Below are 16,665 nucleotides of genomic sequence, written 5' to 3'. Positions count from 1 at the left end.
ACGGAAATGACTGACATTAATCGCAGGAATATCTTGGGCGCTGCAGGTGCAACGATCGCCTTGTCGGCTTGTTCAAAAGCCGACAAAGATCCGGTTCAGTTTGGGAATGTAGGAACATTTGGACCAGGAGATGGAAACGATGAGGTGCCGGATATTGCCAATGCCAAAGAGCGACCGGCAAAGTATAAATGGAACTTTGAACCGCAATTCGATTTCCTAGTTTATCTTCACTTTGAAAACGCAAAGCTGGTTGTAAAATCCATATTCATTGCAAATGAAGGTGCGGACGACGCTGCGAGTCAAAAGAGGGCAGTGTCAAAATTCAGAGAGCATCTAAATTGGTCCCAAGCTGATTTGGGATATGCCAACAGTTTTCGAAAATTTGGATTTTCAGCGCAAACGCGACTCTATTTTTACCTCGATAACGATCCGGGCGATGTCCAATTTGATCCGGTCAATTTGATCGTGATGTCGGGTTATAAGGCCAAAGATGGTAACAAAGACAAATTGAAAAAACTACCGCGGAACAACAGCTTCTGGAATGATCGAATTGTTATACAGGACGGCATAGAACTGTTGACCGTGGAAAATTGGTACGCATATGGAAATGGCTCAAAAATACCTGACGCTGTCACGGCGGACTTGCAACCTGAATCCAAGCGGGTCGATTTTTCGATGAACATCCACGTCCGGATGAATTGGAACGTGAATAGCCCCGAAGACTGTATATATTTGGTTATCGATCCGGATGGCACGAACGGGATCAAGAAGCCCTGATGCCCGAAACCGGCGGCGAATATGCCAGGATCCTCTCGCTCGCGCGCAGCGGCGCGACGTCGCAGGCATGGGATATATTCGTCGCCGCAGGGCTGGATCGGGTGGATGGCGATTTCGATGCTCTGACCCTCAAAGGCCGCTTGCTAAAGGATCGAGCCAGACAAACGGTGGCGCACGAACGAACCACAATGTTCGATCTGGCGCGGAATGCTTATGAGCAAGCAGCGGCGCTCCGTCAGGACAGCTATCCGCTCATAAACGCGTCGGCTATGGCGCTGTTCGCCGGAGACCGCGTACGATCCGAACTGCTGGCAAGCAAGGTTCTAAACCTGATCGAAAGTGGCGCGGACAAGGGTGAAACGCCCTATTGGTGCGAAGCAACCCGGGCAGAGGCGCTGTTGCTGCTCGGGCGACAAGCCGATGCGGCGAAGAGCTTTCAGAACGCAGTAGAACAGGCGCCGACGGCATGGGAAGACCGCGCCGCAACATTACGCCAGTTCGCACTGATCGCGGCTCAGACCAATGCCGATGTCGCATGGCTGGACCGGTTTCGGCCCCCGGCAGTTCTGCACTATAGTGGCATTCTCGGTATCGCGCCGGACGATCAGACCGCCGCCAAGGCGATTCAGGCGACGATTGAGGCCATCGCTCCCGGTTTTGCCTTTGGTGCGCTGGCAGCAGGTGCCGATATTATTGCCGCGGAATACTTGGTCGCATCGGGCGCTGAACTGAATGTCGCACTTCCTTCGGATCCATCCGACTTCCACCTCTCATCGGTTGCGCCTTTTGGTGCCGACTGGGAGCAGCGCTTTGGCGCCTTGTTGGACAACGCAAATTCGGTGGCGGTCTGCGGTTCCAACAAAGGTACCAGCGCCGCGGGTGTGATGCTCGCCGAATATCATGCAATGGGCATGGTGGCCGAGCTCGCACGGCAATTGGAAACCCGGGCTGTGGCATTGCGAATCGAACCCGCCGGTCGCCCGGTATTGGGAGACCTCTGGCTCAAGTCAGGCCGCGAAATTCATCTTGTAGAGATCGAAGGCAATGCAGGCTTACCGTCTGCACCGCTGCCGAAAGGCGAACTGGTCTTTGACGTGGCGATCGACGGCGCGCCGCCCGAAACTTATCCGGATCTGGACGAAGCGCTGGAAGTGCTGGCGAAGGCAGGAGACCAAATTGCCGCGCTCGATTGCCGTCTTGATGAGCACCAAAGGGTGCGCACCTTGCTGGCGCATGGCGAAGCCGGAATGCTGGTTGCCAGCCGAAGCGCCGCCCTAGCGCTGCTCGCGAGTGGAGCAGTTGGACGGGTTGAATCATTGGGGGAGATCGCCACCCCTGCCGGCTCGATTGATATCTGTCTTGCGAAACTCACGAAAAGCGGCGGGTAGCGGACGGATGGCTGGATGACAGCGCACATGACCCGCGACGACATCGCCGTCATTCAGGGTTGCTTCGGTTGCACCGAAGCCTGCGCCCGCATTTTGGCCGCTGAAATGACCAGCCGTTCGGTGGCCCACCGCGCTATTCTGGCCATTGGCGGTGACCGCTCGGCCCACCTGTTGCTGGTCGTCGAAGGGGCTGTCGTTGCCGAATTATTCTGTGTCGACGGCCAGCAAGTACAATTGGCACGCCACGGGCCCGGCGAAATTTTCGGCGCCTATCCCGATGAATCGGTTTTCCGCGCCAATATAGCGGCGGTCGGCCAAACACGGTTGCTGACCATTGCAACGCCGCGGCTTAAAGCATTGGCTGGCGAGCATGCCGAGATCGCCAACGGCATCGCCAATCTGCTCGCGCGACAGCTCGATCTGGTACTTGACCGCATGGCAGCGCGCATTGGACTCAGCGCCACCGGGAGATTTTATCGTGCCTTGCTGCAACTGTCGGATGGCAATGGGAACATCGAGCCGGCGCCAGTTGTCGCTGCGCTGGCTTTGAGCGTTCATACGACCCGAGAGACGGCATCGCGGGCGCTGGCGACACTGGTGCGCCGCGGTATCGTCCTTCGGCAGGAGAACGGCTTGCGTATCGTTTCTCGCCGGATGCTGGAAGAACTGATCGTTTAAAGCTTGTGGCCGGTGCGGTCGCGCTTGGTGGCGAGATAATGCGCATTGTGCGGGTTGGCGGCGATCTTGAGTGGCAGGCGTTCGACAACCTTGATGCCTTCCGCCTCCAGCCCGGCGACTTTTTCCGGGTTGTTGGTGAGCAGACGCACCTCTCCAATCGAGAGCAACCGCAGCATCTGCGCCGCCACCGAAAAATCGCGCGCGTCAACGGCAAAGCCCAACCGGATATTGGCATCGACCGTATCGAAGCCCTGATCCTGCAGCGCATAAGCGCGCAGTTTGTTGACCAGACCGATCCCGCGTCCTTCCTGCCGCAGATAGAGCAGCACGCCCCATTGCGCGTCGGCAATCTGGTGCAGCGCCTCATGCAGCTGCGGGCCGCAATCGCATTTAAGGCTACCGAGCACATCACCGGTCAGGCATTCGCTGTGCAGGCGGATAACGGGCGGGCTGCCATCGCGCTGGCCAACCACGAGAGCCACATGGTCGGCTGCATCGGCGACCGAGCGATAGGCAACCAACTCCGCATCTTCTGCCGCCGAAACCGGCAAACGCGCCCGAGCGGCGATGCGCAGATTGTCGGCTTTCTGGAAGGCTGCAAGATCGGAAGGGGCAAAATCTGCATCTGCATCCGCCTCGACCAACAGAAAAGCGGGCAATAACCCTGCCTCACGGACAAGCTCCATAGCGGCTTTTGCCGCATCGGGTTGCTCGATTGTCAACGCCACAAAGGGCCCTTTATACGGAAAACGCAAGTCGAGCGAAGGATCGGCAATCGCAAGCGAGAGCGAAGCATTCAGATCGGAAGGTGGCGCAATCAGAACCGGCAATTGCGTGTCGGCAGCTGCAAATTGGTTGGCCAGTTTGAGCGTCGCCGCGCGTGCAGATGACAGCAATATGCCTTTTATCCGACCGCTTTCAAACAATTCTGCCGCTGCCCCTGTTTCTATCGCCACCAGCGTCAATTCGCCCACGCGCACCGGCCAGCCGCGCCGCAGCGCGTCAATCGCCCGAGCCGCGCGCTTGGCGGCAGCATCGCTCAAAGACGGAATTCCGTCACGATCGGTACATGGTCCGAAGGCTTGCCCCAGCCACGGCAAGGTTTGTGCACGACATGTGCGTGCGCCTTTTCTTTCAGATCGGGGGTCACCCACATATGGTCTAGGCGACGGCCACGGTCAGAGGTTTCCCAATCCTGTGCGCGGTAGCTCCACCAGGTGAAGAGCTTCTTCTCGGGCGGCACGAACTCACGCGCCAGATCGATCCAATTGCCAGCCGCCTGCAGTCCACCGAGCGCTGCAATTTCGATAGCCGTGTGGCTGACGACATTGACCAGCTGCTTGTGGCTCCAGACATCGGTTTCGAGCGGAGCAACGTTGAAGTCTCCGGTCAGGATCGTTGGGACCGAGACTGCGCCCGACCATTCGGTCATCCGCGCGAGAAAATCGAGCTTCTGCCCAAATTTGGTGTTTTGCTCTCTATCCGGAATATCGCCGCCTGCTGGCACATAGACATTCTCGAGGCGCACGCCGTTTGCGATCTCTACGCCGACATGCCGCGCTTCGCCATTGGCTTGCCAGTCATGCACCTGCTTGTTCGCCAGCGATACCTTGCTGATAATCGCAACGCCGTGGTGCATCGGTTGCCCGTTGATGACGATATGGTTGTAACCGAGCTGGCGGAACGGCCCTTCGGGAAACTGCGGATCAGCAACCTTGGTTTCCTGAAGACACAATATGTCAGGCGCTTCGTCGCGCAGGAAACGCTCGACAATGTCGATGCGGGCGCGGACGGAGTTGATGTTCCAGGAAGCGATACGAAGAGTGGTTGCCATGGCGGTTGCTTAGGGACGGGGGCGCTACGGAGCAAGCAGGGAATGGCGGGCCCGCGTGCGTAAATGCGCAAATTTAGCCCCAGCTGTTTTGGCGATCGGTTATTTCAAACTGCGTTCCAGGTCGCGCAAAAGCCGCGGCGCAGAACGAGAGAGCTCGGCAGAAGCCAGCGCATTCGCTTCGCCAACAATCGTCGACGCGGTTGAACAGAAGCGATCTAGCGAACGCTGATTGGCAAAACGATTATATATCTGGGTGAGATGTCCGTCGAGGGCGCGTTGGCCGTGGCGGTTAAGTTCAAACGCATAGGCGCTGGATAGTATCTGTCGGTGACGGCCCAGCATCCGGTTATATGCAGGGGCCACATGAGCCCGGCCCCGTCCACGACAATTGAGCGCGGCAACGTTCAAGCCGGAGCGCAAATGCCATATGGCCTCGGTGTCGGCAGCTGCCGGTCGTGACGTTGCTGCGAGAGGGCTTGCATGCCGCGTCTGCTTCGAAGCACATCCCGCAACCGCGACCGTAAGTGCCAATATCGCTGCGCGCTTCATCCAGACCGAGTTTTTTGCGACCATTGCTGCACTCCCTCTTCTTATGCCAGCGTGCAGCTTCGCATGGCGTTGGGCAATGGGGCACAGCAAGGTCTGCGGCATAGCGTTCGCCTGCTGCGCCGAGCGTCTGAACAGCGTGTTGTATTTCAACACCGCGTCAGAGCGGGAGAAAGCAAAGCCCTCATCCCGGGGGCATTTGGGATGAGGGCCGAGCTTGCGTTCGTCACGCTGAAACCGAAGGAAGACTTTAGCGCCACGGGCAACAGGGGGAAAACCGCGTAGCCGCCTGTCCTTCGATGTCCTCAATCTAGGGTGATTTTCCTGTCGGTAAGATGAACAGCCCTGTTCAGACTATCGGCTGGTCGGCTTGTCGGCTCAACTCACCGATGAGTTCGCTCAGCTCTTGCGACGCGGCCGTGGGTCACGCCAACTGAAGTTGGATTGCGCAACCGGTTGGTTGAATTTGATATTGGCGAGTCGCACCGTTGTCCGGTTATTTTTCGAATCGAGCGCGACCCAGCCGTTGAACGTCAGCCCGCCGGGGGCACCGGCCTGCTTCACAAAGATCATTGTCATCGTGCCATATTCAGGGCGCTTGGGATCGCGCACCTCGACGCTGATGACGTTGGGGTTGGATGTGTCGACACGCTTGCCAAACCGCGCCAGATCCTTGCCGGGATCGAGAAGGGCTGCGAGCGGGCTGTTCCGGATCGGCCAACGCTGCACCTGCTTCACCTCATAATCGACCATGGTCAGCGCCTTGCCATCGGCGACGATCAGCAGGGGCACACCTTTCTGATATTCAAACCGAACGTGGCCGGGGCGCTTTAGCAACAGCTTACCGGTGAGGCTCTGCCCGTTTCGATCGGTCTGGGTGAAAGTCGCGTTCATCGTCGTCACTGCCTGCATATGGCTGACCACTTGGCTAAGATCATTCGATTGCTGCGCAGGTGCACTGGCCGCCGACACCATAATCGCGGGAACGAGCAAAAATCGGGAGAATATATAGGTCATGTGTTTTCCTTGGCTTTTGCCAACGCAGATACTGGCAGCGCATTGAACCGATTCTGAATATCAAACCGGGGCGCTAGATCGGTTCACCATTGCGGTCACGCAACACTTCGCGACGGCCGATATGGTTGGGGGCTGTCACAAAGCCATCCTCTTCCATCCTATCAATAAGGCGGGCGGCGCTGTTGTAGCCAATACGCAGCTGGCGCTGGATCCAGCTGGTGGATGCCTTTTGGCTTTCGAAAACGATCTGGCAAGCCTTGCGGTACATCGCATCTTCAGGGCTGTCATCGTCACCCAGTCCATCAAGCGCAAAGCCGCCGTCTTCGGGTTCTTCCGTGACCGACTGGATATAATCGGGCTCGCCCTGCCCGCGCCAATGCTCGGCAACCTTGCGGACTTCCTCGTCCGAAACAAACGGCCCGTGGATACGCGTCAGCCCTCGTCCGCCTGCCATGTAGAGCATGTCACCCTTGCCGAGCAGCTGTTCGGCGCCTTGTTCGCCCAATATGGTGCGGCTGTCGATTTTCGACGTGACGTGGAAACTGATGCGCGTCGGCAGGTTGGCCTTGATCACGCCGGTGATCACGTCGACCGAAGGGCGCTGCGTCGCCATAATCAGATGGATGCCCGCCGCACGCGCCTTTTGCGCGAGGCGCTGGATAAGGAATTCGACTTCCTTGCCCGCAGTCATCATCAGGTCAGCCAACTCGTCGACGATCACCACGATCTGCGGCAGCGGCTGGTAATCATGCTGCTGCTCTTCATATTGCGGCAGCCCGGTCATCGGATCATAGCCGACCTGGATCTTATGCCCCAAGGGCTGTCCTTTGGCCTTGGCGGCAAGGATCTTCTCGTTGAAGCCCTGCAGGTTCCGCACGCCAACCGACGACATCATCCGATAACGGTCTTCCATCTGCTCAACTGCCCATTTGAGCGCGCGGATCGCCTTGGCAGGCTCAGTCACAACAGGTGCGAGCAAATGTGGGATATCGTCATAGATGCTGAGTTCGAGCATCTTGGGATCGATCATGATCATCCGGCACTGGTCGGGCGTCAGCCGGTAGAGCAGCGACAAGATCATGCAGTTGAGTCCAACCGACTTGCCTGAACCGGTGGTGCCCGCAACAAGCAAATGCGGCATCGGCTGCAGATCAGCCACCACCGGATCGCCCGAAATATTCTTGCCGAGGATGATCGGCAGCTGCCCCTTCTGGTCGGCAAAGGCGGTTGAGGCGATCATTTCGTGCAGCACCACCGCCTCGCGGTTGTGGTTGGGCAGTTCGATGCCGATGACTGTGCGCCCCGGCACGGTCGAGACGCGCGCAGAGAGCGCCGACATGTTGCGCGCGATATCCTCGGCCAATTGCACGACGCGCTGCGCACGGACGCCGGGGGCGGGTTCCAGTTCGTACATGGTGACGACGGGGCCGGGCCTTACAGCGACGATTTCGCCCTGCACCTTGAAATCATCGAGCACCGATTCGAGCAGCCGCGCATTCGATTCGAGCGCCGCCTTGTCGAGCTTGGGCGCTGTCGAGGGCGGCGGGGTGTCGAGCAAGTCGAGCGAAGGCAACGTGTAGTTGCCGAAAAAGTCGCCCTGCTTGGCGCCGGATGCAAAGCTGGCTTTCTTGGGAGCCGTTTGCCGTTCTGCAATTTCTGGGGCCCGGCGTGGTTCGCGTTCGACGGGCTTGCGCGGAACCGGATCAGCTACAAATTCGGGCTCGCGTTGTGGCGCCGATGGGTCAGCGGCAATTCGTTCGGACGAACCACCGAGCGATGGCATCTGGATCGATGGGATCGTGAACAGCGGCCGTTCCAGCTCCAACGAGCGAAGGACGATGCCAAGTCCCCCTAGTACCGAAGCTAAAATGGTAATCCAACTGACCAATTTACTCCAGTTTCCATCGATATTCGTTACAATCCCCGAGAAACCCCGATCGAGAAGTAGGGCCAGTGCACCACCTACCCCGGCCGGCCGATCAAATCCGCTGTCAGGAAGCATGTGCTGTAGACCAAAACCCACGAGTAGCATGCCGATAAGACAGAGTAGAATCTGCCTCTTCCAGCGAGGTTGGGGTACATCACGCCAAAGGCGGCGGGCGAATACCAAAAAAATTGCGACGAGCAGAATACCGGGAATCCCGAATGTAAACCAAGATGCATCTGCTAAATAGGCGCCAGGCCGCCCCATCCAGTTTCCACTCACGCCTGCGGCCGAACTGTTGAATGCATTGTCGCCGGACGAATAACTAAGAAAGGAAATCGCATAAAAGAGCGCGAACAGACCGACCACGCCCGCCCCGATCAGCGCACCGCTGCGCAACAGCGACTGGCGCATCATCTGCCGCCAATTGGCGGTCTGGGATTTGGGGGAACGCGATGCCATAAGTTGTTTGCGACGCCTGTTAGAGTGAATGCACGCCTTTTCGCGGAGGCGGGACTCGCCGTCAAGAGTCCGCAGTTTTTCCTACCTTTTCAGCCCCTGAAAACCGGCCTAAGCGAATCCCCATGTCAAAGAACGAATTTGCCGACGTAGTGATCATCGGAGGCGGGCTCAATGGCCTTGCCCAGGCACTCGCTTTCGCGGTGCACGGTGTCAGCTGCCACGTTATCGACCGCGCCGATCAGGCCGCGATGCTTGCCCCGCATTTCGATGGTCGCGTGTCCGCGATATCGAGTTCGAGCATGAAATTGCTAGAGGCAATCGGTCTCGGTCCGGCATTGGAAGGCAAGGGCTGTCCGATCGAACAGATATGGGTCAGCGATGGCTTGAAACCCGGCTCGCTCGATTTCGTACCAGACGAAGGCGATGGCTATCTGGGGCAGATGTTCGAAAACCAGCTGATCCGGCGGGCGTTATATGAGGCCGCCCAGGCGCGGCCCGAAATCCATCTGCATATGCCTGCCGAGATTGCTTCCTCCAAAGCCGATGATGCGGGCGTCCGCGTCGAGCTGAAAAATGGCGATATACTCACCGGATCGCTGCTGGTGGTCGCCGAAGGGCGGAAAAGCGTGTCGCGCGATGCCGCAGGAATTCGCCTCACCGAATGGGACTACGCCCATGAGGCGATGGTAACGGCAATTTTCCACGAGAAGCCGCACAATCAGGTTGCTTACGAGATTTTCTATCCGACCGGCCCATTTGCGATCCTTCCGATGCGCGATGACGAAGCTGGCAAGCATCGTTCCGCCATTGTCTGGTCGGTTCCCCGTGCCGAAGCACCTGTTTACAAGAAACTGTCAGCGCGCGGGATGGCGCATGAGATTGAAAAGGCAATGGGCGGGCTGCTCGGCGAAATCCAGATGAATGCGCCGGTCATGGGGTATCCGCTCAATTTCCAGCACGCCAACCGCATCACCGACACACGCATGGTGCTGGTTGGCGATGCCGCGCACGGGATGCACCCGATTGCGGGGCAAGGACTCAACCTTGGCCTGCGCGATGTGGCGGCGCTGGCGCAGGTGGTGGTCGAAGGGATGCGGCTGGGGCTCGATCCGGGTGATGCCCAAATCCTCGACCGCTACACCCGCTGGCGCAGCCTTGACGTCCAGACGGTGATGATGGCGACCGACACGCTCAACAAGCTGTTCGGCATCCCCGGCAAAACGGCTTCGGCCGCCCGCCGCGTCGGCCTCGCCGCGGTTCAGCGCATGAAGCCGATCAAAAACTTCTTCATGGCCGAAGCGCGCGGCGAGTCGGGCAATCTGCCCAAATTGCTACAAGGACTGCCAGTTTAGCTCGCGGTCACCGGAACCAGCCGAATTTCAACACGGCGGTTTTCGGCGCGGCCTTCTTCGGTGGTGTTGCTAGCCTTGGGCTGGCTTTCGCCGTAGCCCTTGGTGGCAAGACGGGCGCTTTGAACCCCGCGTCCGGTCAGATAGCTTGCGACGGTAGCTGCACGCTGTTCCGACAGGGTCTGATTGAACGCGTCCGAGCCAACCGAGTCGGTGTGGCCCATCACATCGACATAGGTTTTTTCATATTCCACCAATGTCGCGCCAACCTTGTCGAGCGTGGCTCGAAATTCGGGCGAGAGGTTGGCGCTGCCAAAAGCAAAGGTGACTTCAGAAGGCATATCGAGCACCAGCTGATCGCCATCACGGACGACTTCGACGCCAGTCCCGGCAGTCTGTTCGCGGAGCTTCTTTTCCTGCTGGTCCATATAATAGCCGACGCCAGCGCCCGCGACCGCGCCGATGCCCGCGCCGAGGATCTTTTCGGTCCGGTCGCGCTTTCCGCCGATCAGGTCGCCCAGCAGATAGCCACCCAGAGCCCCACCAATGCCGCCGATGGCGGTTTTGGATATGCGCTTTTCGCCGGTTTCAGGGTTGGTCGTGCAGGCGGTTACCGACATTGCTGAAATCAACAGCGCGATCGTAATTTTGGAACGACGGTTCATGGTATTTTCTCCTGTTCTGTTGCGAGGACATGACCACAGTCGCGATGAACCTGATATTACAAAACTGGTAAAATCAGCCCCTGCCACGATAAGGCGCCACGCCCTGTTCGGGCAGCCAAAGGCCTTCGGGCGGCGCGCCTGACTGCCAGAAAACGTCGATCGGGATGCCGCCGCGCGGATACCAATATCCACCGATACGCAGCCATTTAGGCTTCATTTCATCAAACAGCCGCTGGCCGATGCCGACGGTGCAATCCTCGTGGAAGGCGGCATGGTTGCGAAACGCGCCCAAGAAAAGTTTCAGGGATTTGGATTCGACGATCGTCGCGTCAGGCGCATAATCGATCACGAGATGCGCGAAATCAGGCTGCCCCGTCACCGGGCAAAGCGATGTGAATTCAGGCGCTGCGAAGCGCACAAGATATAATGTGCCCGCGCGCGGGTTTGGCACATAGTCCAGTTCGGCTTGTTCGGGTGAGTTTGGCAGCGCGCTGGCTTGCCCCAGAAATTTGGGATTCGGTTTTTCAGTCATGCGGCTTGTCTAGCGCGTTGCACGGCCTATGTCATTCCCATGCACTATTCATTTGGCATTCAGCCGCCAGCCAACTGAAGGAAGGCAATGACAAAAAGTTTGCAGGGACGGGTGATTGCAGGCGCAGCGGCATTGCTTGCACCCGCAATGCTGTTCGCCCAGGATACGGGTGGCAGTCCGAATATCGGCACGTCGACCCCACCCGAGTTGCGCGACTTCCGGCTCGATACTCCTTCGCCCCGTCCGGCACCCGAGCAAAACCCGCCACAGCCTTCGCCCGAAGTGGCTCCTACGACATCGGCGCCTGCGACACGCCCAGCAGTCAGTGAGCGGAATGCGCCAACTCAGGCCCAACCCAGACCGACCGACCGCAGCGCCGCGCCGCGCCAGAACGAAACACCGCCGTCCGAGGTCACGCCGTCCGTAGCGGCAGAACCCGTTACAGGAGATGCGCCGACGGTATCTACCGATCCTGTCATTCCACCCGAAATTGCGGGCAGCGACAACGCACAGGCGGCTACTCCGATCGAAGAGAAGGCTGCGCCCCTCAAAATTGTCTGGTTGGGCGCAGCAATCGCTGCGCTATGCGCGCTGGTAGCAGCTGCCCTGCTATTCCGTCGGCGGAAAAATCGGGCCAGACGGCCACGCGAAGTTGCGATTCCTTTACAGCAGCCTTCGCCACCAGCCCGACTAGACAAACCAAAGCCTCTTGCTTCCACGCCGTTGCCGCCAAACGCACCGACCAAGCTCGCAACACCCCCCGGTCCGGAGCAGATTTTTGCCGAGTTCAAGCCCGAAGCGGCCCAACTCAGCATCGCGAGTCTCTCGGTGACCGGTAAGCTAACGATCATCAACCGGGGGCAATTGCCTATCGATAATTTGCTGATGCGTTCGCACATGATCTCCGCCCAAAATGGCCAGCAAGAAGCGATTGCCGCGTTCCATGAAGCAAAAGGGGATGGCGCGCTGCAATCATTGGGGCCGCTCGCTGCTGGAGAACGGATCGACGCGGTGATCGAAATCCGTCAGCTCCGAACCGAGCTTTCCACCTTCCGCTGGACCGAGCGCGAATTTGTTGCGCCGATTATCCTGATCAATCTTGTCGGTCAGATTGAGGGTGCGCCGGTAGAGGTGCGATTATCACAGCTGATCGGTCGAGAAGGTGACGGAACAACCCTGCGCATGAAGCCACTGCCCATTGATCGGGGCCCCAAACGCTTCACTGGTGTATCTGCCCGCCCGCTATTTGCGTGAAATTCCGGCTCTTAGCGCTCGACTAGCCCGGAAAAGCGGCATATCGTGCACTGCACAAGAATCGCTTCAAGCGGACAAAGTCGGACGAAAAGGGAACGGGCAAAATGGATTTACTGGTAAGCACCGAGTGGCTGGCGAAAGAATTGGGCGCTTCGGATTTGCGCATTGTTGATGCCACCTGGCACATGCCCGATGCGGGGCGTAATGCCGCTGCCGAATATGAAGGCGGCCATATTCCCGGCGCGGTCTTCATGGACCTTGCCGAAATCGCCGACAGCAATTCGAGCCTGCCCAACATGCTGCCCCCGCCTGAAAAATTTGCCAGCCGCATGCAATCGCTGGGCCTTGGTGATGGCAGCCGCATCGTCGTCTATGATGACAGCGTGTTCAAATCGGCGACCCGTGCCTGGTGGATGCTGACGCTGTTCGGCGCGCACGATGTCGCCATCCTCGATGGCGGCCTTGCCAAATGGAAGGCAGAAGGGCGCCCGCTCGAAAATGGTAAGCCGTCTTTGCGCCACCGCCATTTCACCGTTTGGAAAGACGATAGCGGCGTCAAGACCAAGGCCGATATGCTCGCCAATCTGCACAGCAAGGATGCCGTGGTCGTCGATGCCCGCGGTGCTGGTCGTTTCACCGGCGAAGAAACTGAACCGCGCGCTGATATGGCATCGGGCCACATCCCGGGCAGCCGCAACCTGCCTTATTCCAACCTGTTTAACGCCGATGGCACTTGGAAACAGGGTGCCCCATTGGAAGCCGCCTTTGCCGAAGCAGGGGTCGATCTCGACAAGCAGATGATCACGACCTGCGGGTCGGGCATGACCGCCGCCGTGGTCTTGTTCGGTGCCCGTCTTACCGGCAAGAAAGACGTGGCATTGTATGACGGCAGCTGGAGCGAATGGGGCCTCGACCCTGACACGCCCAAGGAAACCGGCGCGGCCTGAGCCGCTCCGCCAATCGAAACAGCCCTGATGTTAAGCGCTTGATGCCAAGCGCGAATCGTTGCATCTTACCTATGGGGAAGATGGACAGGGAGAGAACATCATGGCTGCAACCGGCCAAACCCCCATTGCGCCCTATACGGTCGCCAACAATCTGACATTTGCCGATCTCCGTGCTGCCCTAGCTGCTGGCTGGCACGATTTTAGGGCCTATCCGGCGTTCGGGCTGTTCTTCGCCGCCTTCTACGCGATTGGCGGGGCGGTGCTGGTCTATGGCCTGGTCAAGCTCGGCGAAGGCGCATGGTCGATCCCGCTGATCGCCGGTTTTCCGATCATCGCGCCTTTCGCCGCTGTCGGGCTTTACGAAGTCAGCCGCAGGTGGCAAGCGGGGCTTCCCGTCGACTGGCGTTCGATCATCTGGGCGCTACGCGGGCGCGGCGATGATCAGGTGCTGATGGTCGCCGGAATCGTCTTCGTCGCCTTCAGTTTCTGGATGATATTGGCGCATGGCATTTTCGCGATCTTCATGGCCGAATCGGGGATTGGCGCAGAGAATATCGAAATGCTCCTACAGCCCCTCGCCATCGCGATGTTGCTGGTCGGCAGTTTGGTAGGAGCGCTGTTCGCATTCGCGCTTTACGCAATCACGGTGATGAGCCTGCCGATGCTGTGCGACAAGGATGTCGATTTTATCACCGCGATAATCGTCAGCCTTGGCACGATCCGGTCGAACAAGGCGGTGATGGTGGGCTGGGCGGCGTTCATCGCTATCGGTTCGTTCCTCGCAATGTTGCCCGCCTTTCTGGGCCTGTTCGTAGTGCTGCCGGTGCTGGGCCATGCGACCTGGCATCTCTATTGTCGCGCCGTTGACGGCGCCGCACTCGACAGCGCAGGGGCTTAGCGGCTATCGAACGGGCATGGCCGAACCCAAGCATCCGCAGAAACCCGATACCAAGATCATCACCGGTGGTCGCCGCAAGGCGCTGACCGGGGCGGCGGTTAATCCCCCCGTCTGGCGCGCGAGCACGCATCTCTATGACGATGTCGCAGCACTCGATGAAGGCGACAAGACCAATGAAGACGGCCGTTTCTTCTATGGGCGCCGCGGCGCCCCCACCCAATGGTCGCTTTCGGAAGCGCTGACCGAACTCGAACCTGGCGCGCATGGCACGATGCTTTACCCTTCGGGCGTTGCAGCCATAGCCGGGGCGCTACTGTCGGTGTTGCAACCGGGCGATGTGTTGCTGATGAGCGACAATGCCTATGATCCCAGCCGCAGTTTTGCGCAGGGTTTTCTCAAGCGCTGGGGCGTTGAAACACGTTTCTTCGATCCACTGATTGGGGCAGGTATTTCACAGCTGTTCTGCGAACGCACCCGTGCGATCCTGATGGAAAGCCCGGGCAGCCTGACCTTCGAGGTGTCCGACATCCCCGCCATCTGCGCAGCCGCCAAGGCGCACAAGGGCAAGCGCGAGATCGTCACTTTGCTCGATAACACCTGGGCCACGCCTTATTTTTTCACCGCACTCGACAAAGGCGTCGACATGACCATCCTTGCCGCGACCAAATATGTCGTTGGCCATAGCGATGTGATGGCGGGGTCCGTCACCACCACCAAACGCCACTGGCAGGCGCTGCGTTCGACCGCGCAAACGCTAGGGCAAGTGTTGTCCCCCGACGATGCCTATCTCGCGGCGCGTGGGTTACGCACGATGGCGGTACGGCTGAAAGCGCATGAGGCAGCGGCGCTCGACATCGCGCATTGGCTGGCCGAGCGACCCGAAGTGGCAACCGTGTTGCATCCTGCCCTGCCTTCCTGCCCGGGCCATGAAATCTGGAAGCGCGACTTTACCGGATCGTCGGGGCTGTTTTCGTTTGTCCTGAAGGGCGATCGGGACAAGGCCGCCAAATTCGTCGATACGCTTGAACTGTTCGGTATCGGCTATAGCTGGGGCGGCTTTGAAAGTCTGGCCGTGCCGAAAAGGCCGGAGAAATATCGCAGCGCGGTGCCTTGGCATTGCGACGGTACGGTTATCCGCTTGCAAATCGGGCTGGAAGATGTCGGGGATCTGAAGGCTGATCTGGAACGGGGATTTCAGAATGTTGGATCAAGAACATGAGAATTGCGATCATCGTGCTGGCGATGCTCGGTTTAATGGCGTCGTGCAGCTCGGAGGTGAATAAACTAAATCCAAAATTGAGACGAACGGCATACGATGCTTACCAACTATCTACCTATCCCTGTGAACGGTCAGATTTGACGCAAATGCGTCGCGTTGCATTGCAGCCAATGATAGCAACGTTTGCTAAATACGAGAAACAGGCAAGTGGTACGATTGCGGGAACTGATTTTGCGTTGGCGAAACAGACAATCGACTATGAAATTGCCGATGGTGCCAATTGGAACTGCGGATTCGACGGTATCCTGGATTCCGAACTCAACTTTGAGCACCATAAGCGATGGTTGGAACAAGCAAATGCAGATTTGACAAAGCTGACGGCAACTGGCTCCGAAAAATCGGAGGTCCCGAAGTGGATCAATGTCGCCAATGCTGCAAAGTTCCGGAGCATAGCGATAAACATTTACGACAGTCTTGATCCGCTATGTCCAGCCACGGTTGACGAAGGTCGACCCGATTTTCAAGAGGGGCGTGAAGCGATTGCAGCACTGGCCTCAGAATTGTCAGGCAGTCCATATGAACAGCATCTGGAGGTAGCTCGCGCGGATTCAGAATATCTGCGTTCCGTTACCGTTGTTGAATGTTCCGAACCCCTGAGCGGTGAGGCTGGCAGAATGCGTGTTAAGGAAAGCGACACATGGGTGGTGCTGCAAGTCGGCCAACTCAAAACGTTGGCTGGAAAAGCGCAGCAGCGACCGCAAAATTAACCGCTTGCCGCAATCAGCCTTTTGGTCGCCACTGCCTGCGGGTTGGCGAACAATTCCACTCGCGACGCGCATTCGACTATCCGCCCTGCCTCCATCACCGCGATCCGGTGCGCGACCCGCCGGGCGAGGGCGAGGTCATGGGTGATGAACAGCAACGAGAGGCCGCGTTCGCGCTGCAACCGGGCGAACAACGCAACCACACCATCGGCAACCAGCGGGTCAAGCGCAGAGGTCGCCTCGTCGAGCAGTAGCATTTCGGGGTTGGCAGACAGTGCCCTAGCAATCGCCACGCGCTGCGCTTGCCCCCCCGACAACGAAGCTGGCGTGCGGGCTGCGAAATCACGGGGGAGGCCGACTTCTTCGAGCAGATGTTCAACTAGCCCCTCCCCTCTAGGGGAGGGGTTGGGG

Annotated in this window: 17 protein-coding genes; 9 read left to right on the top strand and 8 right to left on the bottom strand. The window is 58.6% G+C overall.

What is annotated here, in order from left to right; translation table 11 throughout:
• The first annotated feature begins 6 nt into the window (after positions 1 to 6).
• The 3 genes from ABL922_RS07610 to ABL922_RS07600 are packed head-to-tail and all read left to right on the top strand — an operon-like array spanning position 7 to position 2,843.
• Positions 7 to 777, top strand: a complete 771-nt coding sequence (locus ABL922_RS07610) for a hypothetical protein (RefSeq protein ID WP_349023611.1) — start codon at positions 7 to 9, stop codon at positions 775 to 777.
• Complete coding sequence (locus ABL922_RS07605) at positions 777 to 2,165, top strand: tetratricopeptide repeat-containing protein (RefSeq protein ID WP_349023610.1); 1,389 nt, start codon at positions 777 to 779, stop codon at positions 2,163 to 2,165. Before ABL922_RS07610 ends, ABL922_RS07605 begins: the two co-directional genes overlap by 1 nt.
• Positions 2,166 to 2,180: 15 nt before the next feature.
• Positions 2,181 to 2,843, top strand: a complete 663-nt coding sequence (locus ABL922_RS07600; RefSeq protein ID WP_349023609.1) for a Crp/Fnr family transcriptional regulator — start codon at positions 2,181 to 2,183, stop codon at positions 2,841 to 2,843.
• Here the strand turns inward: ABL922_RS07600 and ribA are convergent.
• From ribA to ABL922_RS07575, 5 genes are all read right to left on the bottom strand, one after another.
• Positions 2,840 to 3,886: a GTP cyclohydrolase II gene (gene ribA / locus ABL922_RS07595; protein WP_349023608.1), complete on the bottom strand. Its 1,047-nt coding sequence runs from the start codon at positions 3,884 to 3,886 to the stop codon at positions 2,840 to 2,842. The two genes, ABL922_RS07600 and ribA, sit on opposite strands and share 4 nt — an antisense overlap.
• On the bottom strand, positions 3,883 to 4,677 hold the full coding sequence (locus tag ABL922_RS07590; protein ID WP_349023607.1) for an exodeoxyribonuclease III: 795 nt from the start codon (positions 4,675 to 4,677) through the stop codon (positions 3,883 to 3,885). Before ABL922_RS07590 ends, ribA begins: the two co-directional genes overlap by 4 nt.
• 99 nt (positions 4,678 to 4,776) lie before the next feature.
• Complete coding sequence (locus ABL922_RS07585; protein WP_349023606.1) at positions 4,777 to 5,250, bottom strand: hypothetical protein; 474 nt, start codon at positions 5,248 to 5,250, stop codon at positions 4,777 to 4,779.
• A 372-nt stretch (positions 5,251 to 5,622) separates the two neighbouring features.
• Positions 5,623 to 6,240 carry an outer membrane lipoprotein carrier protein LolA gene (locus ABL922_RS07580; protein WP_349023605.1) on the bottom strand — a complete coding sequence of 206 codons (618 nt, stop codon included), beginning with the start codon at positions 6,238 to 6,240 and terminating at the stop codon, positions 5,623 to 5,625.
• A 73-nt stretch (positions 6,241 to 6,313) separates the two neighbouring features.
• Positions 6,314 to 8,626 carry a DNA translocase FtsK 4TM domain-containing protein gene (locus ABL922_RS07575; RefSeq protein WP_349023604.1) on the bottom strand — a complete coding sequence of 771 codons (2,313 nt, stop codon included), beginning with the start codon at positions 8,624 to 8,626 and terminating at the stop codon, positions 6,314 to 6,316.
• Positions 8,627 to 8,748: 122 nt separating this feature from the next.
• Between ABL922_RS07575 and ABL922_RS07570 the strand changes: the two genes are divergently transcribed.
• Positions 8,749 to 9,978, top strand: a complete 1,230-nt coding sequence (locus ABL922_RS07570) for a UbiH/UbiF/VisC/COQ6 family ubiquinone biosynthesis hydroxylase (RefSeq protein ID WP_349023603.1) — start codon at positions 8,749 to 8,751, stop codon at positions 9,976 to 9,978.
• On the opposite strand, the gene ABL922_RS07565 is transcribed toward ABL922_RS07570, so the two are convergent.
• The gene (locus ABL922_RS07565; RefSeq protein WP_349023602.1) at positions 9,975 to 10,640 is read right to left on the bottom strand and encodes an OmpA family protein; all 666 of its coding nucleotides are present in this window, start codon (positions 10,638 to 10,640) and stop codon (positions 9,975 to 9,977) included. The two genes, ABL922_RS07570 and ABL922_RS07565, sit on opposite strands and share 4 nt — an antisense overlap.
• Positions 10,641 to 10,713: 73 nt before the next feature.
• Positions 10,714 to 11,172 (bottom strand): preQ(1) synthase, encoded by a 459-nt coding sequence (queF, locus tag ABL922_RS07560; protein WP_349023601.1) that lies wholly within the window; start codon positions 11,170 to 11,172, stop codon positions 10,714 to 10,716.
• A gap of 87 nt (positions 11,173 to 11,259) precedes the next feature.
• On the opposite strand from queF, the gene ABL922_RS07555 reads away from it, so the two are divergent.
• The 5 genes from ABL922_RS07555 (at position 11,260) to ABL922_RS07535 (ending at position 16,257) form a co-directional block, all read left to right on the top strand.
• The gene (locus tag ABL922_RS07555) at positions 11,260 to 12,426 is read left to right on the top strand and encodes a hypothetical protein (protein WP_349023600.1); all 1,167 of its coding nucleotides are present in this window, start codon (positions 11,260 to 11,262) and stop codon (positions 12,424 to 12,426) included.
• A 104-nt stretch (positions 12,427 to 12,530) separates the two neighbouring features.
• Positions 12,531 to 13,373 carry a 3-mercaptopyruvate sulfurtransferase gene (sseA, locus tag ABL922_RS07550; RefSeq protein ID WP_349023599.1) on the top strand — a complete coding sequence of 281 codons (843 nt, stop codon included), beginning with the start codon at positions 12,531 to 12,533 and terminating at the stop codon, positions 13,371 to 13,373.
• Positions 13,374 to 13,473: 100 nt separating this feature from the next.
• Positions 13,474 to 14,271, top strand: coding sequence for a DUF2189 domain-containing protein (locus ABL922_RS07545; protein ID WP_349023598.1), 798 nt, complete (start codon positions 13,474 to 13,476; stop codon positions 14,269 to 14,271).
• Between the two features lie 16 nt (positions 14,272 to 14,287).
• Positions 14,288 to 15,490 carry a cystathionine beta-lyase gene (gene metC, locus ABL922_RS07540; RefSeq protein ID WP_349023597.1) on the top strand — a complete coding sequence of 401 codons (1,203 nt, stop codon included), beginning with the start codon at positions 14,288 to 14,290 and terminating at the stop codon, positions 15,488 to 15,490.
• Complete coding sequence (locus ABL922_RS07535; RefSeq protein WP_349023596.1) at positions 15,487 to 16,257, top strand: hypothetical protein; 771 nt, start codon at positions 15,487 to 15,489, stop codon at positions 16,255 to 16,257. The genes metC and ABL922_RS07535 overlap by 4 nt, the downstream gene beginning before the upstream one ends.
• Here the strand turns inward: ABL922_RS07535 and ABL922_RS07530 are convergent.
• A partial coding sequence (locus ABL922_RS07530) for an ABC transporter ATP-binding protein (protein WP_349023595.1) occupies positions 16,254 to 16,665 on the bottom strand: 412 nt, incomplete at its 5' end. The two genes, ABL922_RS07535 and ABL922_RS07530, sit on opposite strands and share 4 nt — an antisense overlap.

Source organism: Sphingorhabdus sp. (assembly GCF_040079335.1).
Taxonomy (GTDB): Bacteria; Pseudomonadota; Alphaproteobacteria; order Sphingomonadales; family Sphingomonadaceae; genus Sphingorhabdus_B.
Note: the sequence above shows the minus strand (reverse complement) of the source record. Positions and strands in the feature narration are given on the sequence as shown.

Bases quoted from the DNA above. Each gene is read 5' to 3' on its own strand.
- ABL922_RS07610 (WP_349023611.1), top strand. From the start codon at position 7: ATGACTGACATTAATCGCAGGAATATCTTGGGCGCTGCAGGTGCAACG.
- ABL922_RS07605 (WP_349023610.1), top strand. From the start codon at position 777: ATGCCCGAAACCGGCGGCGAATATGCCAGGATCCTCTCGCTCGCGCGC.
- ABL922_RS07600 (WP_349023609.1), top strand. From the start codon at position 2,181: ATGACAGCGCACATGACCCGCGACGACATCGCCGTCATTCAGGGTTGC.
- ABL922_RS07590 (WP_349023607.1), bottom strand. From the start codon at position 4,677: ATGGCAACCACTCTTCGTATCGCTTCCTGGAACATCAACTCCGTCCGC.
- ABL922_RS07585 (WP_349023606.1), bottom strand. From the start codon at position 5,250: ATGGTCGCAAAAAACTCGGTCTGGATGAAGCGCGCAGCGATATTGGCA.
- ABL922_RS07580 (WP_349023605.1), bottom strand. From the start codon at position 6,240: ATGACCTATATATTCTCCCGATTTTTGCTCGTTCCCGCGATTATGGTG.
- ABL922_RS07575 (WP_349023604.1), bottom strand. From the start codon at position 8,626: ATGGCATCGCGTTCCCCCAAATCCCAGACCGCCAATTGGCGGCAGATG.
- ABL922_RS07570 (WP_349023603.1), top strand. From the start codon at position 8,749: ATGTCAAAGAACGAATTTGCCGACGTAGTGATCATCGGAGGCGGGCTC.
- ABL922_RS07565 (WP_349023602.1), bottom strand. From the start codon at position 10,640: ATGAACCGTCGTTCCAAAATTACGATCGCGCTGTTGATTTCAGCAATG.
- queF (WP_349023601.1), bottom strand. From the start codon at position 11,172: ATGACTGAAAAACCGAATCCCAAATTTCTGGGGCAAGCCAGCGCGCTG.
- ABL922_RS07555 (WP_349023600.1), top strand. From the start codon at position 11,260: ATGACAAAAAGTTTGCAGGGACGGGTGATTGCAGGCGCAGCGGCATTG.
- sseA (WP_349023599.1), top strand. From the start codon at position 12,531: ATGGATTTACTGGTAAGCACCGAGTGGCTGGCGAAAGAATTGGGCGCT.
- ABL922_RS07545 (WP_349023598.1), top strand. From the start codon at position 13,474: ATGGCTGCAACCGGCCAAACCCCCATTGCGCCCTATACGGTCGCCAAC.
- metC (WP_349023597.1), top strand. From the start codon at position 14,288: ATGGCCGAACCCAAGCATCCGCAGAAACCCGATACCAAGATCATCACC.
- ABL922_RS07535 (WP_349023596.1), top strand. From the start codon at position 15,487: ATGAGAATTGCGATCATCGTGCTGGCGATGCTCGGTTTAATGGCGTCG.